Raw genomic sequence first — 20,098 nt, 5'->3', positions numbered from 1 at the left:
GATGGACACCTGCTCACCTCCTACCTGAACACCGTTCACCTGAACGATGTTCAGGTGACTATAGTGGCAGCATGGCAGCTTCGGGAACCTCGCTACGACGAAGTCGCGACGACGTTGCCGACATGGCCCTCCACCTCCTGGACGAGCAAGGCCTGCCCTATCTGACGATGCGGCACCTGGCGACCGCCCTCGGCGTCCAGCCGAGCGCCCTGTACTGGCACTTCCCGAACAAGCAGACGCTTCTCGCCGCGGTCAGCAACCGGATCCTCGCGCCGATGGGCGAGGATCCGCTCGGCAACATCTCCATGCACGAGGCCGTACGCACGGTGGGCGCGCGGATGCGCGAGTGCCTGCTCGCGCACCGGGACGCGTCAGAGCTGGTGTCGAGCTCGCTCGCCCTGGGGCTGGCGAGCTCACCGGTTCGGCCCACGCTGCTTAAGGTCGCTCGCCTGCACGATGTGCCCGACGCCCTGGCCGAGGTGGCCGCCGAGGCCGTCATGCACTTCGTCATGGGCTTCACGTTCCACGAGCAGCAACGTCTGGCCGCGAGCAGGCTCGGGCTGCTGGAAGAACCGGTCGCCTCGAGCACGGAGGGCGTGCGTGCGGACTCCCCCGGCGGCGACTTCACCGAGGCGCTGACAATGATCGCGCACGGCCTCGAGGTGTCGATAGCGCAGCACAGGGCCCAGCAGCGTTAGGGCCGGGCGCCCACGGATCGCTGCTTCGTTGGCAGCAAGACCGCCGATGGGTGCGGACCTGAGCTCGGCCACGCCTCGTACTGTGCAATCACTGTGGGGGAACGAACGGCCGGGGAGGGCCGACTCCTGTCCGCCGAAGTCCCTCAGGCCCCGAGGCGAAACCGCAGATCAAACCGCGTCTCCCGCTGATCAGAAAGTCAGCGGGAGACGCGGAGGATCCTCAGACGTTGAACTGTGCATATCGGCTCTGACCTGGGGTTTCATCTCCCGCCGTGGGCGGATGGGACTCCCCTGGGACTTGGACCGGTTTGAGCTTCGAAGTCGCTAACCGAGGACGGCCAACGCGGCGAGCTACCCGGGTAGGACTGCTCGTCGATGTACACGACGAACGTCGCGCACTCCTTGAAGATAGCCTCCACCAGGCCCGCCGTGCTCAATGGGGAGACTCTTGTTCAGATTGACTGGCTGCGACCAGGGCGAGGAGACTGTTGAGCCCATCGTCACGTCGTTGTCCACCTGCTCCAGTCGTGCTGGCGGCGATCTCAGCGCTCAATGCCGAGCACCGCCTCGACTACATCAAGTGGGACCAGAACGGCGACCTCATCGAGGCCGTGGATGCCGCCGGCGGTGCGAACGTACACCGCCACACCGAGGCGGTCTACCGGCTGCTCGCGGCGCTCAAGGCCCGGCATCCGGACCTGGAGCAACTCGACAATCTTCTTGATCCAGGGGTATTCGTATCCGCCCGGCCAATCTCTCCGGTCGAGACCAGCGGAAGGTGCAGCGACACTTCAGGTTGGGACATCGCCGGAACCTCTCGCGTCTCGGACAGCGAATTGAGCGGGCTATTGCCAGGTATGACGCCCACAATGATTCCCGGGTGAATCGATGGGTGAGAAAGCAAGAAGCCCTGATTCGATGACGCCACCTGAAGAGACCTCGGGCCGCCCAAGACAAATCTATTCAGTCCAAGGAGGATCTGCATATACCCACACCTCCACCTTCCCGTTCAAGAACTCAACAGTATCCAGTTCCAATGAAACGCCGCCTTCGGTCTTGGAGCACACCAAGCCTGGAAGTTCCTCGTCGTCAGCCTTCTCAGCGCATCCCCACCCTTGTAGGGCGAGGGCTTCGTTGAACCCGACTTCCAGGTGCGGTTGCAGGTCGAACACGGCATAGGCCGGCGGACCACCGGTGTCATCGCAGCTCACTTCGGGTGCGCCCTGTGCACCTGCGACGTTCTCCGCCTCATCCATCAACAGGACGCCATGCTCGGTGATCGCGTCAGCGCATTCGTCGCTGCGATCCCACGCGCAGCCTGTTACAAAGAGGGCAATCAGAACAGCGGACAGAATTGCAGCTATCGAAGCTTGTCGCTTGCGCGAAGTGTTTTTCATTTGCCTGCCAGGTAGCCTCGGGGCCAGTACCAATTGGCCAGCCGGATCATGACGTTCGTCCAGTATATTCTTGTGGGATAGTAGTTGCGAACCCACCAAGAACGTACGGATGTCTGATACAACGACGCGACGACCCTCCCCCACCAGTTATTGTACTGGTCCACACGAGAGTCATTTCCCATCTCGCGCCACTCGTGGGAGTCGGTGATTCCCTTGGCCTTCCTGGCCCCGAAGGCCATGGTCAGCATGCTGCTCCAGAGGAAGTGTCGAATGGCGTTTTGTTTTCCATACCGCGTAGATATGTTACGAACAGCCCATATAGCCGTTGCAGATATCTGGACGACAATCACGCAGTTTCGGCCGCCCAGGGATATGCATGCCCACAGTTCGCCGACATGGCGAAGGATTTCCGTCCCTGACATCATTCCAGAGAGATCAGTCTGACTGACCGGATCCTGCGGGTAGGTGTAGGCAGTGGTATTACCGCCCACGACTGGGTCGACCGAGGTGAACTGCCCAGTGGTGGGGTTGTAGAGGCGTGCGCCCATGAGGGTTAGGCCGGTATCGGTGGCGGCACGCTCGTGAGCGCCGAGCCAACCGTAGCCGAGCGGTTCACCGGAGCCAGTCGCCGCAGCCGTGATCGCGTTGCCGTACTCGTCGTATGTCGGTGCAGCCGTAGCGACCCGCTCGGTCCCAGTGACAACAGGCAGCGTTAGTGCTGTGTCGCCGTGGGGGTCGGTCAGGACGAGGTCGGTGTCTTGGTCGTTGGTGATCGTGACGGCGAGGTCGCCAGTGGTCGAGCCGCCGTACCAGGTGGTGGTCTCTACGGCGCCGTCGGTCTCGGTAGCCCAGGCCGGGTTGTCGGACCCGTCACCATAGTGTCGTTCGATCGTCGTGATGTCGCCTGTACCTTCGCGGGTCTCGGTGGCGCGCCGACCGGCGGGGTCGAGCGCGAAGGTGGTAGTGGTGCCGTTCTGGGTGACTGTGTGGGCGGCGTCGGTGTCGTAGTAGTCGAGCTGGATGTCCCCGCCGGAGGCACCGGCGGGAGTGTCGACGGCAGGGATCAGCGTTTGCCGGCCGAGCTGGTCGTAGGTGTACGCCTGGCCGATGATCCCTCCGATGGTGGCCCCGTTCGTGATCCGGCCAGCCGCGTCATGGGTCCATGTCTTGGCCGTGGTCGTCGTGGTCTGGGTGCACTGCTCAGTGCCCGCGTCCAGGGTCGGCACCACAGTGTTCTGGCTGGTGCGGTTGCCGTTGAGATCGAACCCGTAGGCCCTCGTCGTGGTGCACCCACCGAGCGTGTCGCTCACACCGGTCAGGCGCAGGGCCTTGTCATAGCCGTACTGCAAGGACCTGCCCTGGGCGCCGTCCGCGCCGGTGCCGAGATTCGTGTCCTGGGTCAGGACCCGTCCGAGAAGGTCACGCCGAAGGGACCATGCACCGAGCGTGAGAGCCTCGCCTCCGCTGTCGGTGGTGGTGTAAGACATCCCGCTCAGCTGCCCAACCTGGTCATAGGTGCGGGTCTGGGTGACCTGGCCGGGCATCTCCTGGGAGACGACCTGGCCAGCGGCGTCGTAGGTGGCGTTGATCTGCCCCTTGCCGTCCAGGTTGACCCCGGTGACCAGGCCGCGGTGCTCGGTCGCGCTGTCGGTGGTGTAGGTGGTGACTCCAACCGGGTCGGTGACCGTCGCCAGGTTCCCGGCGTTGTCGTAAGCGCTGGTGGTGGTCTGCCCGTCGGTATCGGTGTAGGACACCTGGCGACCCCACTTGTCGTATCCGGTACTGATGCGCTCAGTCTCTGTCCCGGCACCGTTCAGCGAGACAGTTGCGGTCGCCAGCCCGGTCGTGTTGTCGTACACCGTCATCGTGGTCGGCACGGTCGCGGACGTCGCGAGTCCGGTGGTGGTGACGGTCGCCGTGTCCACGCGTCCGTCGGCCAGGTATTTCTGGGCCGTGGTGCGGGTGGCTCCTGCCTTGGACTCGATCGTCTTGGTCACGTCGTAGAGGTAGCCGTACTCGTTGGTCGTCACAGGCACGGTCGGCGCGGTCTCGGCCGGCCGGGTCTGGCAGGCCAGGCCGTCCCACTCGGGCTTTCCGCCGCACGCGGCGAACGTGCCGGTCTGCGCGGCGGCGGTGTAGTACCCGGTCAGTGTCGTGCCAGCGTCCGCCCCTGCGGACTTGGGCAGGCGGCGCTCGACCTCCTGGCCCTGCCCGTTGAACTTGACCCTTGTGACGATGTCCGTGGCGCCCGTCTCCGTCGTCGTTGTCGTTGGCTCACCCAGGACCCAGCCGGAGGAGTCGCCCAGCGGGTCGGTGCCATCGATCGGGTCGTATCCCTTGCGAGACTCGCTCAAGACCAACGAGTTCGCGTTCTCTGCCCCTACCGGCTCGGACAGGAGGGTGTTGATGGTAGGCAAGGCATAGCCGAGGCCGGTTGTCGGGTTTACTCCGTTGTTCGGGGCGCCCTGGTCATAGGACGTGTGCACATGTGCTCGCGCCAGCGTGATATCGCCCGTGACGGGATCTGTGATCTCAGTGGCTGGGTACCACATGTCGGCGACCACGGTTCCCTCAGGAATCAGGACAGTGCCCGGCGGCACGGTTGTGCCCTCGGGATGTTCATCGTCCGCAGGCCCGGTCGCGTCGGCTGTCGAGGTGATCTCCTGGTTGTACTCGGTCAGTGTCGCGTAGAGGTTGGGGTCGACGTCGTCCCCAGCTGCCGTGTCGGCGCGAATCTGATCGATCGCCTCGGCGTCCAGTGCCCGAACTACGCGCCCCGCGTCGTCGTACTTCGCATGTGTCACCTGCCAGGCCGCAGCACCGTAGGCAGCCGTGTTGATTGGCCGGCCCTCAGCGTCGGTGTAGACCACATCGGCGAACGGCCACATCGCGGCAGTGACACTTCCTGGCGCCGACCCGGGCACGTCAGCGGCCTTGTCCTGATCGAAGACTGCCGCGCCATAGACCGGAGCAGTCTCCTGGCCCCATATCGCGGTGTCTGCCGCGGTCATCCCCGGGAGCCCCGCCGTCGCCGTGGCGGGGTTGATCCCGTACACGTAACGGTTGGTCCGGATGCTCGCAGCACCGGTGGTAGGGCCGTCACGGGTCACAGTGAGCAGGGCATTGGAGTCCTGGGTTGTGGACCCATACTGGAACGTCCATCCGGAGAGCCCTGCCGGGGTGACCCCCGTCAGAAGTGGTACCCCAGCGCTTGAGGTACCCGAGTAAGTGTAGGACGTGGCCAGGTTCGACCTGGGGTCGGTGACCTTCACCAGCAGGCCGGTGCCGTTGTAGACGTACTTCGAGACCACTGTGGTCTTCATCGCTGAAGTGGCCGCGTTCCAGGCGGTGTAGGACACCTGCTTGACCTGCCCGACGCGGTCACCTGGTGTCGCATCCGTGCCTGAGTTCGTTGTGCCGTACTCGATCGACAGCACGCGACAGCCGCGTTGTTCCGCACCCGCATTGCAGGAGATCGGTGCCCCATCGGTCTCTGGCACGGGCGCCAACATTCGGGTTAGCCGACCGTTCCCGTCGTAGTCGAACCTCATTGTTCCTGGGTGGTCGACGCCCTTGACGGAGACCGCACGCCAGGACCCGTCACTCCAGGACCAATCTGTCTGCGTCCCGTCGCCTTCGGTCCACGTCAGGTGCGTTCCATGCCCTTCCGCGTCGGGTTCGCTGACCTCGACGCGAACGCCAAGCTCTGCCGTCGCATCGTCAGCTGCGACGTAAACACCGGGCTTGCGTTCTGCGCGTGCTGTACCAGGTTGCTTGTACACCATCGGCACGTCGTATCGATCGGTGAACGAGACCGTCCCGTCGAAGGTCGTGTTATCGCTCACGGCCATGCTCGACGTCCCCGCCAGGTCTCCTACGAACGACGCACTCCAGCCGGAACCAAACACTCCAGATCTCGAGCCGGGCTCGTCATACGTCGCAAACGAGCGCCCAATTGCCAGGTCAGCGTTCTCGAAGTCCGAATCATGGACCGCAAACTCGCCCGTCCACAGCGCGACCTGCCCCGGCCCGGCCTCCGCCGTGGGAAAGTCGTCGCCGAAGGCGTGCGGGACGTAGGTCGCCGTCGCGTGGGACTTCGCCGTGCCGGTCCATGAGCATCGCGTGGTCGCGGGGCTGGTGTAGGTGAAGCAGACCTGCACGTTCAGCATCGTGGCCTTGCGTTCACGCTCCAATTCTGTCGCGATCCCAGCCGCATCCAGGGTGGAGCTCACCGTGACGGTCGAGCCTGACGTCGTGACCGGAACCGTGCCTTCGATGGCGGTCCACCCGGTGCGGGACCCGTTCGTGGCGGAGAAATCCGCGGGTTCGGCGCCGCCGCCCACCCGCCACAGCACCTGAGCAGACACGGACCCCGACGCAGGGGCAGGTGCGGTGGCCTTGACCGGCACGGTGGAGGTGGACTTCAGGCCGGCCGAGGTCGGAGCAGTGATCGACGCGCCGCCGGCGCCGAACGTGAACGTCTTGTCCGCCGAGGCCCAGGCGGCCTTGTCGATGGCACGGACCTTCAGCGTGTGCGCACCGTTGGCCGGGTTCCACGTCAGGGTCGCGGTCTTCGAAGTGGTGCCCGTCGCCGCAACCGAGATCCACGTGCCGCCGTCGAGCGAGTACTCGAACCTGACCACGTCGGTGCTGCTGTCGGTGAACGTGAAGGTGTTCGAGGACGGTTTGGTGTCCTTCCACTCCCCCGCCGTGTACCCCGACGCGGTCACGGCCGGGGTGGCGGGCTTGGCCGTGTCGACGGCAAACGTCCAGAGTGCCTTGTCTGCCGAAATGAGCAGACCGTCATTGGCCCGCGCCCGTGCCGAATAGGTATGCCCGTGGACCAGGGGCTCAGTGTTCGATGTCGGTGCAAACACCGATCTGCCCCCCGAGGCCACGTACGCGCCGGGTTTGGAGTCCCAGACGAGCGCCGAGCCCTCCAGGATGTCCAGCCCAAGACGCACCGAGTCCCCGTCTGGGTCGGAAACAACCGCGCTGATCTGAGGCTTGGTGACCTTCACGAACAGCTGCCGATCGGTAGCTGTGCTCGACGGGTACCAGTTGAAGTGCCCCGACGTCATTGACGCCGAGGACGGCAGGCTCGGGGCCGTGTTCAGCGTGACGGTGATCGTCGGCTTTCCAGTGGAGGCGTTGGTCGAGTTGAACCGCTTCCACCCGTAGGAGTCGGTCTCCGATGCCGCCCGCAAGGCCATGCCCCGCTCGGTCTGGGTGTTGTTCGTCCACGCCCGCGCCAGGGAGGTCAGGTCCATCGTGACCCACCCGTCCGCACACGGTGCCGAGTGCCCCTTGGTCTCGGTGCTGGTCCCGTACTGGTTGTTGATGGTGGGCTGCGTGGCCCAGGTGATCGCACCCGGCACGGGGTTGGCCGACCATGCCTGCCACTGCGCGGGCGTGCACGAGTAGGAGTGGTGCTCCCACATCTTCAGCGTCGCCGACCGGACCGACTTGCCGATGATCTTGGAGGTGTCGACGTTCATGAACGTGCGGGCCTTGGTCGTCCCGCCGTCGAACGTGCCCAGCCGCAGCTCGGTCTCCGTCGACTTGTCCACGCTCGAGTCTGATTGGACGTAGGTGTCCCACGGCAGCGCCAACGACACGCTTGGGTCGACCACCACCGGCCCGGCCGCGGCCGCCTGTGCGAAGTCGTCGCTCAGCCCGAGGGTGATGTCGGCGCTCTCGCCGCTCGGGGCGACGTCGACCTGTGCGGGTGCTTCCGCGACCTCGCCGAGGTCCACCGGCTCGGGCTCGGCGCCGACGGCCTCAGCGACCGCGGCGCCCATCTGTTCCAGCAGCCCGGGCTCCTCGGCCTCGGGCGCAGCGTCGGCCGCTTCGAGCTCGCTGATCGTCCCTGCCCAGAGCGGGGCCTCGTCCGCCGGGTTGTAGTCGGCCAGCACGGGGTGTGCCAGCTGGTTGTCGTAGGTGGCGTCCCATGCCAGCGGATTGCCGATCCGGGCCACCACGGTCTCGTCCTGTTCGCCCTCGGCGGCGACCAGGTCCGCCAGGCCCGCGGCCTCGGCGTCCGCGCTGGTGTCGACCACGGTCGCGTCCTGGGACTGCACGCCCACGGGCAGCTCGACCTGGCTCGCGTCCGCGGGTATGTCGTGGAGCACGAAGTACTGCTCGATCCCGGCTCCGGTCACGTCCACGACCATGTCGACGCCGGGCTCCACGTCGATGTATCGGGCTCGTGGACCTGTGACCTCGGGTGCCGGCAGGTCACCGGGCCAGGTCACCTCGGAGGTGGCCTGGGTCGTCGGGTCGGCCAAGGAGGCCACCACAGACACGCCGTCCTGGCCGGCTGTCTGCGCCCCTGAGACCCAGATGCCTGCCGGGTGCGCCACCGGTGCGAAACCGCCCTCGGCGCCCGATCGCAGGTCGGCGTCCAGCGCCGCCCAGTCCTCGGCCGAGGTTCCGTCACCGCCGGTGCGGACCCAGACCGGGGACATCGCGTAGGTGACGTCCCAGTCACCGTCCGGGCGAGCGAACGTGCTGGAGGTCTCCGTACGCTGCGACAGGTCCTCGATCCGGCAGCCCGACAGCTTCGCCGTCAGCATCGCGGACACGCCATCGGCGGCCGTGCGCTCCACCGAACACGACACGGGCTCGGGCTCATCCGCGATGGATGCGGGCGCGGCGATCAGCCCGACACCCGTGGTGCCGACCGCGATGGCCGCGGCGACACCGACACCCGCTGCGGAGCGCTTCCAGGATCCGGGCACGCCAAATAAAGGTACGAGAACAGCCATTGAGCGCGACTCCCACGAGGACCCGACACCATGGCCGGGCCACTTGAAACCTCGCCACCGGTGCGGCGAGGACCAGGCAGGAGCCGGTGTCACACGGATCGCGCTGGTGGTAGGAACCTAATAAGCGCGGCAAAGCCCGCACAAGCCGCACCCGGGTGAACCACCGGGTGAGAAAACGGTCACCGTCTCCTGAGCGCCCGGTATCGCGAAGGGAGCCACGGCGATGGGCCGTCGGTTCCCGACGGTGCACGGACGGCTCGGGCCAGGATCTGATCATGCAAAGTCATGGATGTTTCGTGGTGAATTTGAGACTCTGCCGTGTCGCTTTCGTTGTGTTTTGTGATGGTGTGCCGTACACATATCTCATGGGGGCTTTGCGACCACGGCCGTGGTGGTGGCTGGTCGCGGCCACGGGTGTGGCGATCGCGGCGGGCGTGTTCGCGCTGGCCGGCGAGAGCGTGCCGTGGCTGGTCCTGCTCGGCTTCGCCGTGGCTTGCGCGTCGCCAGCGGCGCCGTTGGTGGCACGATGGTGGGAGGCCCGCCGGGCCCGGACGTCGGCCCGTCTGGCGGTCCTGGAGTCCTCGGCGCTGCTGCGCCGCGAAGGCGGACCGTCCAGCCTGTTGTCCCCGGACCGTCAGGTCGTCCCATTCCAGGGCAGGACCGATGAGTTGCAGGCGCTGGTCCGCTGGTGCGAGGGCGAGGGCGTGCCACTCCGGCTGGTCACGGGACCCGGCGGGGTCGGCAAGAGCCGCCTGGCCGCCGAGCTCAAGGAGCTGATGGCCCGCGACGGCTGGGAGTGCGTGGCTGTCGGGGAAGAACAGGAAGCCACGGTCCTGGCCCGGGTCCGCAGCTCGACCAACCGCCCCGTCCTGCTCATCGTGGACTACGCCGACACCCGGCACGAGCTCGACGACCTCGTCCGCCAGGTCGCCGCCGAACCAGCCGGTGTGCGGGTCCTGCTGATCGCGCGCAGCGCCGGGGAGTGGTGGCAGCGCCTCAAGGCCGGCGGCCCGCAGGTGCGCGAGATGATCCAGAGCGCCTACGACGGCACCGACCTGCCAGTCCGGGTCGACACCGACGTCACCGACGACCAGATAGTCGAGGATGCCGCGGCCGCGTTCGCCCAGCAGCTCGGGATCCCCGCACCAGAGGTACGCCTCAGCGAACGCGGTCACGGGCGGATCCTGGACCTGCACGCGGCGAGCCTGGTCGCGGTCCTTCGCGCACAGCCCACCCAGCCCGGTGAAGCGCCGCTCGCGGTGGACGTGTTCGATGTCCTGGCGGACCTGCTCGAGCATGAGCAACGGCACTGGATCGGGACGGCCGAGCACGCCGGGCTCCTGCACGGCCCCGACGGCCTCACGGTCGACCTGCTGCGCCGTATCGTCGCCGCCGTGTATCTCACCCCTCCGGCCGACGAACCCGAAGCCGTCGCCCTGCTGGCCCGGGTCGACCCTCGTGCCGGCACGCCCAGAGTGCTGGGCTGGTTGCGCGACCTGTACCCGCCGCGCGACACCGAGCACTGGATCGGGACCCTGCAGCCGGACCGCCTGGCCGAGCTGCACCTGGTCACCGAGCTCACCCACGCTCCGGCCCTGGCCGGCGTCCTGCTGGACGACCTGGACGGGCGCAGCGCCCGGCACGCCATCGCGGTCCTGGCCCGCGCCGTCGCCGACCACTTCTCCGACCAGGACGTCCGCGACCGCGCACTGCACCTACTGGACCACGCCATCACCGCGCTACCCGACGACCTGGAGCTACTGCAGTCGGTCTCCGCGGTCATCCCCTACCCGTCCGAGGTACTGACCCGGTCCGACCTGTCCCTGCTGCACAGCATCCTGGGCCTGATCGACCCCGCCGACACCCCGGCACGGTCCTGGGTACTGCACGACATCGGAATGCGCCAGTACCGCCTCGGCCGGCACACCCAGGCGATCCAGGCTCTGACCGAGGCCGTCGACCTACGCCGACAACTCGCCGGTGACGACCAGGCCGGGCACAGCCCGCAGCTGGCGGCATCCCTGCGATACCTCGGGGTCGTACTGTCCGAGCTCGGCAGAGCCCACGACGCCCTGTCCCCCACCCTGGAAGCCGTCCAGATCGAGCAACAGCTGGCCCGCACCGACCGCCGCAACCACCTCCCCCACCTCGCGCGCACCCTGTGCGACCTGGGCACCCGCTACCACGAAGCCGGCCTGCCCGACCAAGCCATCGCCCCACTGCAGGAATCGGTCACGATCAACGAACACCTCCTGGTGATCGAACCCGAACGCACCCGGCCCCACCTGGCCCGGTCCCTAATGAACCTCGCCATCGCCCAGAACCTGCTCGGCCACCCCGACCACGCGCTACCCGCGATCCGCCAGACGGTCGAGATCCGCAGGATCCTGGCCCGCGAGAACCCCGACGGCGACCTCGTCTTCCTCGCCCGGGCCCTGACCGAGCTCAGCTCCTGCCTCCTGAACAACCAGCAGCCCCACGACGCCATCGAGCCCGGACAGGAATCGGTGCAGATCCGCCGCCGCCTGGCCGAAGCCAACCCCGAACGACACACCCCCGACCTGGCGCGCTCCCTGCGTCAGACCGCGCACGCCCATCGCGACGCCGGTCACCCCGACCAGGCCGTGGCCGCCTACCGCGAAGCCATCTCGATCGAACGCCTCCTGGTCACCGAGCACGCCAGCCCGGGCACGTTCACCGCTCTGGCCGAGTCACTGGCCGGGTACGCCGCGCTCCGCCTGACCCTCAACCAGCCTGTCGACGCCCTCTCCCTCGCCAGCGAGGCAGCACGACTGGTCGACTGGCACACCACCGACACCCCACCCAAGAACCTCCTCCCGGTCGCGCGGTCACTGATCAGCGTCCTGACCACCGTCGCCGACGCCCTGGACGCCAACGGGCAACCCCAGAACGCGCAAGCCCGTCGGCTGGCGGTCGCAGCCCTGCAATACAGGCTGGAGACCAGCGGCCACCCGAACGCTCACGACCGCCGACCGACCGGGCACGACGCATAAAGGCGACAGACGGGTCGGACAACCCCCGATCACGCTTGCGAGACCAACCCCGGCACGAGTAGCGGTTCACGACAGGTGGTCTTTACCACCTGGCGAATCTGATACCAGTAGTCGCGCCCAGAATTCTGTCGAACCCTGGGAGACAGACGGTGGCTGTGTTGCAGTTTTTATGCAGCGCCGGTGTCGTTGTTGTGGCATTCTCAGCGCCGGTGCCGCCCGAACATGGAGGGGCAGCCCAGAGAACCTGAGGAATCTCTCCAGGTCACGTCCAGGACGGGGTGGTCGTCATGCGATTGCGGCACAGGCTTGTCGGCGCGGGTACCGCGCTGGCACTCATGGCATCAGCGGGCGCTGCAGTGCCGTCGTATGCGGTGACCTCGGCGGCACCCGTACCGCTCGAGCTGGAAGGGCCGCAGGGCCGCTTGCGGCACGCCGCACCGGCCCGCGATCGCGCATGCGGCGAACGTAGCGAGCGAGTAATCACCCGTTTCTAGCGCGTTTCGTCCTGTTCGATGTGGAATTCGACAGATTAACCTGTTGGCCTGGCCCTCTTCAGGAGGCGACATGGCCGGTCAGCGACCATTCCTGGGACATCCCGGACCTGTGCTTGCAGTAGCCGCAATGACGGACGGGCGCCTTGTCTCCGGTGGCAGGGACGGCACGGTGCGCGTCTGGGACCTGGGCACGCGCGAGCAGCTCGGAGTCCTGCTCGGCCATGAGGGCTTGGTGAAGGCAGTGGCCGTGCTGCCTGACGGTCGAGTCACTTCCGGCGGATCTGACGGCACGGTGCGCGTCTGGGATCTCACCACTGGCGCTTCGGAAGACCTGACCGGCCATACAGACTGGGTCAACACATTGGCGATACTGCCCGACGGACGCATCGTCTCCGGTGGCGACGACGGCACGGTGCGCGTCTGGGATCTCACCACGCATGGATCCGAGACGTTTACCGGCCACACAGCCGAGGTCTACGCAGTAGCGGTGCTACCCGACGGGCGGGTTTCCTCCGCCAGCGCAGACGGTTCGGTGCGTACCTGGGACCTCACCACTGGCGCCACCCAGGAGCTTTCCGGTCACACGGACCGGATCAACACATTGGCAGCGCTGCCCGACGGACGCATCGTTTCCGGGAGCCACGATGGGACAGTCCGAATCTGGGACCTCGCCGCAAGAACGTCCGACCTCCTGAGCAGCCACACCACCTCCGTCCTCGCGGTGGCGGTGCTGCCCGACGGACGCATCGTCTCCGGCTACGACGACGGCACGGTGCGAGTCTGGAACCTGACGACCGGCACCTCCCGGGACCTGGCCAACCACACTGGCTGGGTTCACGCTTTAACGGTGCTGCCCGACGGGCGTGTCCTCTCCGGCGACGACGAGGCGATTCGCATCGTGGACCTCACCACCGGCACCTCCCAACACCTGACCGGCCACACCAGCCCAGTCCTCACGGTCGCGGTACTGCCAGAAGGACGCATCCTCTCGGGTGGCTGGGATCACACGGTACGGGTGTGGGACCTCACGACCGGCACGTCCCAAGTCCTGACCGGCCACACCGACTGGGTACGCGCCGTGGCGGTCATGCCCGATGGGCGCGTCGTCTCTGGCAGCGACGACGGCGCAGTGCGAGTGTGGGACCTGACAACCGGTACTTCTCAAGACCTGACCGGGCACGCAGGACCAGTCTTCGCTGTGGCGGTCATGCCTGATGGGCGCGTGGTCTCCGCCGGTCAGGACCGCATACTGAGGGTCTGGGACCTGACCATGGGCGCCTCACGGGACCTGACAGGCCACACCGCGCCGGTTGACGCCATTGCGGTACTGCCTGACGGGCGGATCGTTTCGGCGAGTGGCGACCGTTTGCGGGTGTGGGACCCGACCAGCGGAAGCTCCCGAGCGCTGAGCGGTCACACCGGCTGGATCGGAGCCCTGACAGTGCTGCCCGACGGACGGATCGTCTCCGGCGGTTGGGACCGCACGGTGCGGGTGTGGGACCTCACCACGAACATATCGCAAGACCTGACTGGCCACCCGGGACTGCTGCACCGATAGGTGACAGGGTTTCTCAGGCGGCGAGTGCGACCTGAGTGGTCATGGTGGCTTCGTACTCGATGGGCGTCAAACGTCCGAGGCGGGCCTGGCGTCGGCGGCGGTGGTAGGTCCGTTCGATCCAGGTCACGATCGCGATCCGCAGCTCCTCGCGAGTGGTCCAGCGGCGCCGGTCCAGGACGTTCTTCTGCAGCAACGCGAAGAACGACTCCATCGCGGCATTGTCGCCGGCCGAGGCGACCTGCCCCATCGAGCCGACCAAGTCATGACGGCGCAGCTCAGCGAGAAACTTCCGGGACCTGAACTGCGATCCGCGGTCGGAATGGACCACACAACCGGCCACGTCTGCGCCACTGATGCCACGCCTGGCAACCGCGGAACTGAGCGCGGTCACGGCCAGGGAAGACTTCATCCGGTCGCTGATCGAGTAGCCCACGATCCGGCCCGAGTACACGTCCTTGATCGCGCACAGATAGACCTTTCCCTGGTCAGTGCGGTGCTCGGTGATATCCGTGAGCCACAACCGGTTCGGCGCCCCGGCAGTAAAGTCCCGCTGGACCAGGTCGTCGTGCGCGGGCGGGCCGGGTCGCTTGCCGTTCTTCCCACGTTTCTTGCCGAACACGCTCCACCACCCGTTGCCGGCGCAGATCCGCCACGCGGTCCGGTCCGCCATGCTCTGGCCGGCCTGGCGTGCTTCGTCGACCAGCAGACGGTGCCCGAACTCAGGGTCGTCGCGGTGAGCGTCGAACAACGCGTTCGCCCGATACGCCTGCACGATCTCAGCATCGGTCACCGGGTGGCGTAGCCACCGGTAGTAAGGCTGTCTGGCGAGCTTGAGGACCCGGCACGTCACCGTCACGGGTATCCCCGCCACGGCGAGCTCTGTCACGAGCGGGTAGAGCCTTTTCCCGGCAGCTGCGCCTGAGACAGGTAAGCAGCGGCGCGGCGCAGGACCTCGTTCTCCTGTTCCAGCAGCCGGTTACGACGCCGCAGCTCACGCAGCTCGGCCGACTCGGCCGAGGTCACACCGGGCTTGGTGCCTTCCTCGACGTCAGCAGCGTGCAGCCAGTTGCGCAGGCAGGACTCCGAGATGCCGAAGTCCTTCGCGATCTGGCGGATCGGGGCCTGGCCACGCCGGGCGACGGCCACGACGTCATCACGGAACTCTTTGGGGTGGGGTGCGGGCACGGTGAACATCCTTCCAGTGACGCCTGTCGGCACCACAAGTCAGTTGTCACCTATCGGTGCAGCAGTCCCCCCCCCGGCCCAATCCATGCGTTGGCGGTACTACCCGACGGGCATCTGGTATCAGGCAGCGAAGACGGCAGCGTGCGGGTGTGGGATCTCACTCGTGGCGAGTCACGATGGATTCTCGAAGGACACTGGGGAACTGTGACAGCAGTCGCCATCGGACCCGGCGAGGCCGATGGCTCGGTCGTAGCAAGCGGTAGCTATGACGGCACGATCCGGCTGTGGGACCCCCAAACTGGAGTCCAGGCTGGCGGCACGTTCGACCCCGGCGTGGTCGTGGACCAGCACGCGGCGGTCCTGTCCGATGGTCCCGCGCTGCACGACGACCTGAATTTCGCATCCCACGTCTCGGCCTTGGCCCGCCTGATCACTGCCATGACGACCGTCCCGCCGTTGGCGATCGCACTCCTGGCGCCCTGGGGCGGCGGGAAGTCGAGCTTCATGCGCCAGCTCGCCGCCACCATCTCGAGCCTGAGCGGGAGCAACCCACACTTCGTCCGTGCCGCACGTGTTGTGGAATTCAACGCTTGGCACTATAGCGACACGTCCGTGCTCATCGGCCTGGTCACTCAGGTCTTCCGGCAACTGCGAACTCCACCAACGACAGGAGCGCGGGCAAAACACAATGCCAAAGGGACCGGAACTGAGACACCTTCGACCCTGCGGGCCCGGATAAAGACTGCCGAGGAAAAGGTGGCACGCCGTCGACGAGCCGCGGAGCAGGTCGGCGCTGTCGAAACCGCAGACGCGAAGCCAAGGTCGCACATCCTGCAGCGAGCCGACACGATAGTCCGCTATTTTCACGGACTACGACAGTTCCTTCCCGCCGTACGGTTCTATGGTGCCCGTCTGACCGTTGCCGTCACAGGACTATTTCTTCTCCTGCTCTTAGAGGTCGTTGTCGCGATTGTGACGCCCGCAATAGTTCCCCAAGCCACCGCGTGGCTTACTGGCCTGGGCATCACGCTGGGCAGTGCTACATTCGTTGGTGCTTGGTACGTGATCCGCAAATACACCCGCGAACTCGACTCCCTGGGCAGGATCGTTCAAAAGAACGAACTGCTTCTTGGCTTTGTCCAAGAAGCAGCACATATTCGGCTGGCTCGTGCCGAGGCAGACCTCGCCACTCTCAAGGCTCGCGACGCACTATCTGCTCTCCTGGGTCTGCTCGAGGACAACGCCCGTCAAGAGCAGCTTGAGTCCTACCGCGGTGTGGTCGGCCATATTGAGGACACCCTCGCCCAACTCGCCGAACGCCTCCAAGCTGCCAGCACCTATGTGCAAGAACTCAGCGAAAGAGAGCGTGCTGAGGTAGTCGGTGCCGACCTCTACGTGGACCGGGTGGTCCTGCACATCGACGACCTGGATCGCTGCACACCAGACCGGGTGGTCGAGGTGCTGCAGGCCGTCGCCCTCCTACAGTCTTCGGACCTGTTCGTGGTACTCGTGAGTGTCGACCCACGTTGGCTGCGCAAGTCTCTGGCATATCACGAGACAACAACATTTGCCGGAACCACGGTGCACGACCGCATCGGTCTAGCGGTAGGAGAACCACTCGACTACCTCGACAAGGTCTTCCAGATCCCGTTCGCCCTGCCGCCTCTCACCGACGAAATCGCGGGCGATTATCTAATCAAGACTCTGGTCGACCGCGGTCTTGTGTCCTCAGCGAGCCTGACGCGGAAGTTCGTCGATACTCAGGCTCACCCCGCACCCACCGAGGCTTCACCAGAAACGATATCGGCCACCTCAGAGGCACTATTTGGCCCAAGTGAAGCATCCGCCAGCGGCCGCGCGGAGACGTTCCCAGCACTCGAAGACGACCTACCCGGTGGCGAATCCCTTGAGCGCAACATCTTTACGCCCATTAACCAGTCCCGGCGCACCCGCAGCCTTGCCCTGACCTGGTACGAGGCCCGCTACCTTGCAACCTTGACCGCCGTACTGTCCACGCCGCGTACGGTGAAGAAGCTGCTCAACCTCTACCAGCTCATCCGTCTCGGCACACATCTCCCCGAACACGCCCGGTTCACCGACGAAGAGGGCGAACACCTGCCAGCCGGACTACTGCTCGCGCTCGTCGTCGGGACGCCAGCACAAGCTGCTGAGCTCTTCCGCGCCCTCGAAATGGCTCCCGGCGAGGCGCTGTTTCGCGATCTGGTCATATCAGTGGCAGGGCGCCATGGCGGCGACCGACACCCCGACTGCCACGAGTGCAGCGCCTGGAGCCGGCTCTGCAAGGTGGTCGACGCTGCCCTTCAAACCCACGGCCTGCCTGCCCGTGCCCCCGACACCGTGGCGCCGTATGTTCCCTGGGCACGGGAAGTGTCCCGGTTCAGCTTCCACACCGAATACCTGTGGAGAAACTGAGGTCGGCTACCACGACATCGTCAGGCCTGGACGTCCGGTGAACGAAGCATCGATGGAGGGATTCGAATTCCCGGCCTTCTCATTGCGAACGCGTGCTCGGCTGCTTGCCCCTCGATTCGTAGCCGGTTTCTCAATGCATCGAGTGTGCAGAAATCCTGGCAGTGCGCTCTCGGGGAACCTATGGGGAACCTGCGCGACCGGCGCAGGTCGCTGGGATGAAGAGCCGACCCGCCAACACCCGATCAGCGAGCAGTGACGCCCGTGTTCTGCGGTGGCGCCACACTGAATCCCCCACATGGGCCGAGGCATTGGTCGCAATTTAGTCGACCAAGCTGGGCTGCGACGCGAAATCTGGCATCACCTAGTTGGCTCTGCTCAATCGTTACGGCAGTAAATCGGGACTGTGGATACCGGGGTCGGTTAACGATGGAGACCTCATGGGTACGGACAATTCTTGCATCCGCGTACGCCCTGATTGGGTAGACCGCGCCGACGGCGTGTTCGCAGTCGGTTGAGCCACAGTGGGAGCATTTTCCTGCTTCATCCTGGACAACGACCTTGTCGTAAGTCTCCCCCATCGTGTGGTCGCAGTCCTCGACAGGCTGCCCGCAGACCGAGCACTCGAACTCGCTCAGAAGGCCAGCAGACAGGCCCAATCGAATATGAGACATCTCGAACGCGCACTCGGTCCAAAGCGCGTCGTCGCGAAGCGTGATCGGACACCCGAAGAGACCACGTCGAATAAATGCCGACCGGTGAATCGCGTTGTGGGCGACATCCGCGAGCTCATGGTCCTCAAGATAATTCAGCGCGGCAACAGCGGCCGACTCAGATCGCCTAATGTGGGGCTCAATCTCGTCGCGTGTCGCGGAATCGATCGCGTTCCGAAACGTGTTCCAGGCCGATCGCTTTTTGTTCTGGATCGCCCTGCGCACCTCGAAAGAACTACCCACCAATGGCGCATGCACCATTGGCATTGAGGCCGCCCTACTACCGAGAAGCTCACGAACGGTCGCATATTCTTCCTCGGCCACCCGAAGAGACTCCCGTCCGTTCCTATCGAGATAGCGCTTACGGAACGGTCCGCCCGATGGCGGGATGGGTCCCACCTCCATAATGGCGCCACGGAAACGTGCCGGTTCACTCGCCACTGCCGAGCTCCCCGGCGTCGCGCTGGGACTGGTTGCGAATACGCAAGGCCTCCAGCACGTCCTCTCCAGACCCCTCGAACTCCCAGGTCTCCGAGGACTCTGAAGAGTTTTCAATCTTCACGATGGAGACTTTCAGCGGCAAGCCCTGTGCCTCGCTCGACGTCCAGCCCTGCGCCTTGGCGCGCATCTCGATGAAGATTCCGACGGTGAAGATGATCCAATCGTTCACCAGCGTCGCAGCCGCAAGAGCTAGCGCCCACGTCTCCGCATCAGCACTGAACTCCTGCAGATAGTTGCGCGATCCCGGCGGAAGGGAGAACTCCACGGGAAGATCAGCCGCGCGAGCCTCTTTTGGCAGATAGCGCACGTAGTCGACGTAGCTGGGGCGTCCGCTCGCTACATCGTCGCCCGGCCACCGGGTCGGGAGCACGTAGACCCTGTCGGGCTCTGGGCTGGTCGGAAGCGACCCGGGGAGTGGGGACCATGTTCCCTTGGTGACCGTCGCCGTCATGAGCCAATTTTAGATCGAACGGTGCGTCCACAACCGGCCCCGTCGGAACGCACGAAGGACTTCACCCTACGCTTGGGGCAATCTCACCCCTCGACGAACCGCCAGGGCTCGCTGCCCGTCCTAGCGTGTGGCCATGCCTTTCGGTGACATCGTGAGAGTGGAACTCGTCGGCTCCTGGTGGGACAACTGGGCAGCGCTGATTGCCCTGGCCGTGTCGCTGGCAACGTTCGGCTGGACTATCTGGGTCCGCCATCGTGACAGCGCGCGACTGCAGGTATCGGTCACGTCGTTCTTCCTGCTGGACGCCGCGCCTCTGGGCAAGCAGTACTTCATCGCCACAGAGGCGACGAACGTTGGGCGCTCAGGCAAGACGGTGATCAGTAATTTCCACTTCCGTGTTCCAGGTGGCCCTTTCATCATGAGAGCCGACTCCCACTTCCCCACCGTCACGTTGCCGGCGTCCGTTGAGCCAGGAGACAGCGTCACTTTTGTCTGGAACGCCACCGAACTTGCAGCGGCGTGCCTCAGGTACAACGTCACGCCGGGCCAGTTCCGCCCTGGGGCTCAATCGGGACACGGAACGTTCAAGGGGAAGTGGAAGAAGAGTGCGCTGGAGGTCATGGATGGCGCGATGACAGCCGCACGGAAAGCCACAGTTTCGGAGTGAGTGCACACCCGCCGGGCGACGTCGGGAGCACGCCAACGCGGTAGCGCAAGTAGCGGAGAGCCCTGCTACCGGTAGCGGGGGCGCTACCGCATCCGCTACCCCCGGGGGCCGCTAGATCTCAACGATCCTCCCCTGGGGGTAGCGGAGTAGCGGCCTTCGAGCCAGACCCCTGTTTTGGCCCGAAACCCGGGTTTTGGCTCTCGGCGGATAGACGCCGACCGCA

General features: G+C 65.7%; 10 protein-coding genes. 6 read left to right on the top strand and 4 right to left on the bottom strand.

Going from position 1 to position 20,098, the window contains the following annotated elements:
* Positions 1-71: 71 nt before the first annotated feature.
* Positions 72-698: a TetR family transcriptional regulator gene (locus tag C8K30_RS29400; RefSeq protein WP_108496457.1), complete on the top strand. Its 627-nt coding sequence runs from the start codon at positions 72-74 to the stop codon at positions 696-698.
* 527 nt (positions 699-1,225) lie between these two features.
* A complete protein-coding gene (locus C8K30_RS29395) occupies positions 1,226-1,582 on the top strand; it encodes an alpha-galactosidase (RefSeq protein ID WP_233257561.1) in 357 nt (118 codons plus the stop codon).
* A gap of 75 nt (positions 1,583-1,657) precedes the next feature.
* Here the strand turns inward: C8K30_RS29395 and C8K30_RS30570 are convergent, their stop codons facing one another.
* Both C8K30_RS30570 and C8K30_RS29390 read right to left on the bottom strand, forming a co-directional pair.
* Complete coding sequence (locus tag C8K30_RS30570; RefSeq protein ID WP_146197650.1) at positions 1,658-2,095, bottom strand: hypothetical protein; 438 nt, start codon at positions 2,093-2,095, stop codon at positions 1,658-1,660.
* Positions 2,092-8,862, bottom strand: a complete 6,771-nt coding sequence (locus C8K30_RS29390) for a DNRLRE domain-containing protein (protein ID WP_146197649.1) — start codon at positions 8,860-8,862, stop codon at positions 2,092-2,094. Before C8K30_RS29390 ends, C8K30_RS30570 begins: the two co-directional genes overlap by 4 nt.
* A 365-nt stretch (positions 8,863-9,227) precedes the next feature.
* Between C8K30_RS29390 and C8K30_RS29385 the strand changes: the two genes are divergently transcribed.
* Both C8K30_RS29385 and C8K30_RS29380 read left to right on the top strand, forming a co-directional pair.
* Positions 9,228-11,876, top strand: coding sequence for a tetratricopeptide repeat protein (locus C8K30_RS29385; RefSeq protein ID WP_158281165.1), 2,649 nt, complete (start codon positions 9,228-9,230; stop codon positions 11,874-11,876).
* Positions 11,877-12,440: 564 nt separating this feature from the next.
* Complete coding sequence (locus C8K30_RS29380; RefSeq protein ID WP_108496453.1) at positions 12,441-13,928, top strand: WD40 repeat domain-containing protein; 1,488 nt, start codon at positions 12,441-12,443, stop codon at positions 13,926-13,928.
* A 13-nt stretch (positions 13,929-13,941) separates the two neighbouring features.
* Here C8K30_RS29380 and C8K30_RS29375 read toward each other — a convergent pair.
* A protein-coding gene (locus C8K30_RS29375; protein ID WP_369941692.1) for an IS3 family transposase occupies positions 13,942-15,113 on the bottom strand; the annotation gives its coding sequence in 2 pieces (ribosomal slippage) (positions 13,942-14,832 and positions 14,835-15,113; 1,170 coding nt in all).
* Here C8K30_RS29375 and C8K30_RS29360 point away from each other — a divergent pair.
* Positions 15,099-17,546: a P-loop NTPase fold protein gene (locus C8K30_RS29360; RefSeq protein WP_369941689.1), complete on the top strand. Its 2,448-nt coding sequence runs from the start codon at positions 15,099-15,101 to the stop codon at positions 17,544-17,546. The two genes, C8K30_RS29375 and C8K30_RS29360, sit on opposite strands and share 15 nt — an antisense overlap.
* A 1,140-nt stretch (positions 17,547-18,686) precedes the next feature.
* Here the strand turns inward: C8K30_RS29360 and C8K30_RS30565 are convergent.
* Complete coding sequence (locus C8K30_RS30565) at positions 18,687-19,208, bottom strand: hypothetical protein (protein WP_146197647.1); 522 nt, start codon at positions 19,206-19,208, stop codon at positions 18,687-18,689.
* Between the two features lie 133 nt (positions 19,209-19,341).
* Between C8K30_RS30565 and C8K30_RS29350 the strand changes: the two genes are divergently transcribed.
* On the top strand, positions 19,342-19,875 hold the full coding sequence (locus C8K30_RS29350; RefSeq protein WP_146197646.1) for a hypothetical protein: 534 nt from the start codon (positions 19,342-19,344) through the stop codon (positions 19,873-19,875).
* The last annotated feature ends 223 nt before the right edge of the window (positions 19,876-20,098 follow it).

The organism is Promicromonospora sp. AC04, from assembly GCF_003058225.1.
Classification (GTDB): Bacteria; Actinomycetota; Actinomycetes; order Actinomycetales; family Cellulomonadaceae; genus Promicromonospora.
This window is presented reverse-complemented; position numbering and strand designations above follow the sequence as displayed.

Coding starts and splice junctions, on each gene's coding strand:
- C8K30_RS29390 (WP_146197649.1), bottom strand. CDS start 8,862: ATGGCTGTTCTCGTACCTTTATTTGGCGTGCCCGGATCCTGGAAGCGC.
- C8K30_RS29380 (WP_108496453.1), top strand. CDS start 12,441: ATGGCCGGTCAGCGACCATTCCTGGGACATCCCGGACCTGTGCTTGCA.
- C8K30_RS30570 (WP_146197650.1), bottom strand. CDS start 2,095: ATGAAAAACACTTCGCGCAAGCGACAAGCTTCGATAGCTGCAATTCTG.
- C8K30_RS29400 (WP_108496457.1), top strand. CDS start 72: ATGGCAGCTTCGGGAACCTCGCTACGACGAAGTCGCGACGACGTTGCC.
- C8K30_RS29385 (WP_158281165.1), top strand. CDS start 9,228: ATGGGGGCTTTGCGACCACGGCCGTGGTGGTGGCTGGTCGCGGCCACG.
- C8K30_RS29350 (WP_146197646.1), top strand. CDS start 19,342: ATGCCTTTCGGTGACATCGTGAGAGTGGAACTCGTCGGCTCCTGGTGG.
- C8K30_RS30565 (WP_146197647.1), bottom strand. CDS start 19,208: ATGACGGCGACGGTCACCAAGGGAACATGGTCCCCACTCCCCGGGTCG.